The organism is Burkholderia sp. LMG 13014 (assembly GCF_905232215.1).
GTDB lineage: Bacteria > Pseudomonadota > Gammaproteobacteria > Burkholderiales > Burkholderiaceae > Burkholderia.
Map to the genome: position 1 here is coordinate 1 of NZ_CAJNKE010000496.1, position 4,367 is coordinate 4,367.

At 66.3% G+C, this 4,367-nt stretch carries 3 protein-coding genes; all 3 read left to right on the forward strand.

Annotated features, from left to right (window positions below; genetic code table 11):
• Positions 1 to 388: PhzF family phenazine biosynthesis protein (locus JYJ84_RS29505; RefSeq protein ID WP_205189831.1), on the forward strand; the 388-nt coding region annotated here is incomplete at its 5' end.
• Positions 389 to 606: 218 nt separating this feature from the next.
• Positions 607 to 2,946: an EAL domain-containing protein gene (locus JYJ84_RS29510; RefSeq protein WP_122945977.1), complete on the forward strand. Its 2,340-nt coding sequence runs from the start codon at positions 607 to 609 to the stop codon at positions 2,944 to 2,946.
• 196 nt (positions 2,947 to 3,142) lie between these two features.
• Positions 3,143 to 4,354 (forward strand): chromate transporter, encoded by a 1,212-nt coding sequence (locus tag JYJ84_RS29515; RefSeq protein WP_205189832.1) that lies wholly within the window; start codon positions 3,143 to 3,145, stop codon positions 4,352 to 4,354.
• The last annotated feature ends 13 nt before the right edge of the window (positions 4,355 to 4,367 follow it).

Below are 4,367 nucleotides of genomic sequence, written 5' to 3' on the forward strand. Positions count from 1 at the left end.
CGTGCGGCTGAAGTCGGCCGATGCTTGCATCGGCCTGACACCCGATCCGGCCGCGCTGGAGGCGCTCACGCACCGCTACGGCACCGACGGCCTCGCGGTCTACGCACCACACGCCGAAGGCGGCCCCGCGACGTTCGAAATCCGCTGCCTGATGACGGGCGGCAACTTCGGCTTCGGCGAGGATCCGGTCACCGGCAGTGCAAACGCCGCGCTCGCCGGGCTGCTGACGCGGCAGGAACGCCGCCCCGCCCAGTCGTATACGGCCCGCCAGGGTACGGCGATCGGCCGTGACGGCCGCATCTTCGTCAGCTACGACGAAGACGGCACCACGTGGATCGGCGGCCATGTCGTCACCGTCGTCGACGGCACCTTCCTGTCCCCCGCGTAACATTTCGCGATGTGCGATGGCGCCGGCCCGTCCGGCGCCCCCTACGATTCGCCCAACTATCGCAAAAGCGTTCCAGCCAGTAATATCGGGCCTAATCCGTTGTTTCGGAGGTCTGTCCATGGTTGCGTGTCCCGCGAACGAACAGACGCCGGGACAACCCGAACCCTAGACGGCCATCCAGACGGATGGCGCACGCGAGCAGGACGCCACCCTCTTCGATGAGCTCCGCCCGGTCCAACCACACGCCGCCGACCCGGCCGCTACGCGCGCCGCGCAAATCGCGCCGGCGTGCGCTATTTGCGATCCCGCTGCTCGGGATGCTGGCGCTTGCGCTGCTGTGGGCCGTGATCATCGCGCGTCTGTCGGTGGAAAAGGACAGCGCGTACAAGGAAGCGGCCGCTTCCGCGGCGATCCTGTCCTCCGCGCTCGAGCAGCACACGGTCAAGGCGATCCACCAGGTCGACCAGATCACCCGCTTCGTCAAGTTCGAATTCGAGAAGTCGCCCGCGCACTTCAACCTCGCCAGCGCCGTCGAGAAAGGCGTCGTGCCGAGCGACACGCTGATCCAGGTGTCGCTCGTCAACGCGAAGGGCATCCTGTTCGCGAACACCGCCGAGCTGCATCCGCAGCCGATCAACCTGTCCGACCGCGAGCACTTCAAGGTCCACCTCGCGCACAACGACGACCGCCTGTTCATCAGCAAGCCCGTCCTCGGCCGCGTGTCGAGCCACTGGACGCTGCAGATGACGCGCCGCCTGAACAACCCGGACGGCAGCTTCGCGGGCATCGTCGTCGTGTCGGAAGACCCGAGCTACTTCACCAACGATTTCTACAACAACGCGGCGATCGGCAAGGAAGGCGTGATCGCGGTCGTGTCCGATACGGGCGCCGTGCTCGCGCGGCGCACCGGCTCGGTCAGCAACGCGCCCGGCGCGTTTTCGGCGTCGGGCGTCTACCCGATCGCCGAGCGCGTGACGGGCACGATCATCGACCCGATCGACGGCGTGACGCGCATCGTGTCGTACCGCCACCTCGACGGCTACCCGCTCGCGGTGATGGTCGGGCTGTCGCAAACCGAGGAATTCGCGGACTACTACCACACGCGCAACGTCTACCTGCTGATGACGAGCTTCATCACGCTCGCGATGCTCGCGTTCTTCGGCGTCGCGACGGGCCTGATCGGCAAGCTGCTCGGCCGCGAGCGCGAAATGACGCAGCTCGCCGAATACGACCTGCTGACGGGCCTCGCGAACCGCTATGCGACGCTGCGCGGGCTGCGCAACGACGTGGCGATGCCGGCGAGCCTGTCGCGGCTCGGGCTGCTGTTCATCGATCTCGACAACTTCAAGACCGTCAACGACACGCTCGGCCACAACGCCGGCGACATCGTGCTGCAGATGACCGCGTCGCGCCTGTCCGATGCGGTCGGCGACGAAGGCTCGCTCGCGCGCATCGGCGGCGACGAGTTCGTCGTGGTGATGAAGGGCGACGACGTCGAACGGCGCGCGGTGCGGCTCGCGGAAGCGATCATCCGGATGTTCGGCGAGCCGTTCGACGTGCGCGGCAGTTCGTTCGTGCTGCATGCGAGCATCGGCATCGCGCTGCACACCGTCGCGAACGAAAGCGAGATCGACCTGCTGAAGAAGGCCGATCTCGCGATGTACAGCGCGAAGGACGCCGGCAAGAACTGCTACCAGTTCTACGCGCCGCACCTGTCGCACCGCGCCGACCACCTGATGCGCTGGGAACAGCAATTGCGCGTCGCGCTCGCCGAGGAGCAGCTGTTCCTCGCGTACCAGCCGAAGATCGACCTCACCCACCGCACCATCACCGGATTCGAGGCACTCGCGCGCTGGGATCACCCCGAGCACGGGATCATCTCCGCGAACGAATTCATTTCGATCGCCGAATCGACCGGCCTGATCGTGCCGATCGGCGACTTCGTGATCCGCACCGCATGCGAGCAGATCGCGCGCTGGCGCGACGAGGGCCACGACACGCTGACGCTCGCGGTCAACATCTCGCCGGTGCAGTTCTGGCGCGGCGACCTGATCGAGACGATCTCGCGCACGCTGCAGGAAACCGGCATCGACGCGAGCCGCCTCGAAATCGAGATCACCGAAACCGCGATGATGGAGTATCCGGAACTCGTGTCCGAGAAGATCGTCGCGCTGAAGAAGCTCGGCATCCGGATCGCACTCGACGATTTCGGCACCGGCTATTCGTCGCTGTCGTACCTGCACCGCTTCTCGGTCGACACGCTGAAGGTCGACCGCTCGTTCGTGCAGGCCATCCCGAACGATCGCAGCGTGTGCGTGATGGTGTCGTCGATCGTGCATCTCGCGCGCTCGCTCGGCCTGACCGTCGTCGTCGAAGGCACGGAAACCGAGGAACAGATCACGTGGCTGTCCGCGCTCGGCGAGATCGAGGCGCAGGGCTTCCTGTTCTCGCGACCGGTGCCGGCCGACGCGATTCCCGCGCTGATCGCACGCTTCGGCGTGCGTGCCGAACCGCCGAACGTGATCGCGCATCGCGCGACCGGCAGCACGGGCGCTTGAACGCACCGTGGCCGTGGCGCGGATTGCGCGCGCCGTCATTGTTTCGTTTTCCGATCTGATCGTTTAGTTCATGAACTAGCGTTTCCGCGCATGGCAGTGTCACCGTGCGCGGCGGACAATCGGGAGGGCCAACGTGTCGGCGGGCCGCCGGCATGGTTACACGCGAGAGATCGGGCACCGTGCCCACATTACCAACATGACAACCGCCGAAATTGAAGCGACCGCTGATGTCGATCAGGCACAGGCTTCCCTGTGGGACCTGTTCAAGGTCGTCGCCAGCATTTCGGCGGTCTCGTGGGGCGGGCTGTCGATGATGGCGCAGCTCGAACGCCACTACGTGGAACGGCTGCGGCGCATCGAGCCTCACGTATTCGGCGATCTCGTCGCGCTGGCCTGGCTCGTGCCGGGCCCCGTCGGCTGCAACGTCGCGGTACAGGTCGGCCAGATCCTGCACGGCCGCGTCGGCGCATGGGTCGCCGGCATCGCGAGCGTGCTGCCGTTCTCCATCCTGATGACGCTGTTCGCGATCTTCTATCGCACGCCGCTCGTGCGCTCGCTGGCCGCGCCGATGCTGATCAATCACTTCGGGATGGTGCTCGCCGCGCTGATCGGCGTCACGTGGTTCAAGCAGTTTCGCTCGCTCGCGCGCACACGGCGCGAACAGCTGATCGCCGCGCTGTCGACGATTCTGCTCGGTTTCGCGCATAATCCGGCCGCCTTCGTCGGGATTCTTTTCGCTGCATTCGCGGCGGGCTGGCTGACAGGGCCGCCGCAACGCGATGCGGTCGATGTCACGCTGTCGGCCCGCGACCGCAACCTGCTCGTGCTGCTCGGCGTGCTCGTCACGCTGTTCGCGGTGCCACTGCCCGGCGACTATCAGGCGACGCTGCTTTGGCCACGCCTCGCCGGCGCCGGCATGACACTGTTCGGCGGCGGCTTTTCCGCGCTGCCCGTGCTCAAGACGCTGTTCGTCACGCCGGCAACGGGCATCTCCGATCACGATTTCACGCTTGCGTTCGCGCTGTCGCCCGTCGCTCCCGGGCCGCTGCTGAACGTCGTGCCGTTTCTCGGCTACCTGACCGACGGCTGGGTCGGCGCACTGCTCGCGACGGCCGCGCTGTTCATTCCGTCGGGTTGCCTCGTCGTGTTTGCGCAGAACCACCTGCTCCGGCTCAAGCGCCACTCACGCTTCGAACACGGGATGCGCCTGCTGCGCGCGGCGACCACGGGTTTTCTCGTCGTCGCCGTCGTGAGGATCCTGCATCGAGAGCCGGCCGACCCCGTTTACTGGCTGACGGGCGCCTTCGCGACGCTGTGCTTCGCGCGCTTCAAGGTGCCCGTCTATGCCGTGTACGGCACCGTCGCGGCTGCGTGCGGCGTGTGGCTGCAGACTCTTAAACACATCTGAAGCTGCCGACGAA

Coding starts and splice junctions, on each gene's coding strand:
- JYJ84_RS29510 (WP_122945977.1), top strand. CDS start 607: ATGAGCTCCGCCCGGTCCAACCACACGCCGCCGACCCGGCCGCTACGC.
- JYJ84_RS29515 (WP_205189832.1), top strand. CDS start 3,143: ATGACAACCGCCGAAATTGAAGCGACCGCTGATGTCGATCAGGCACAG.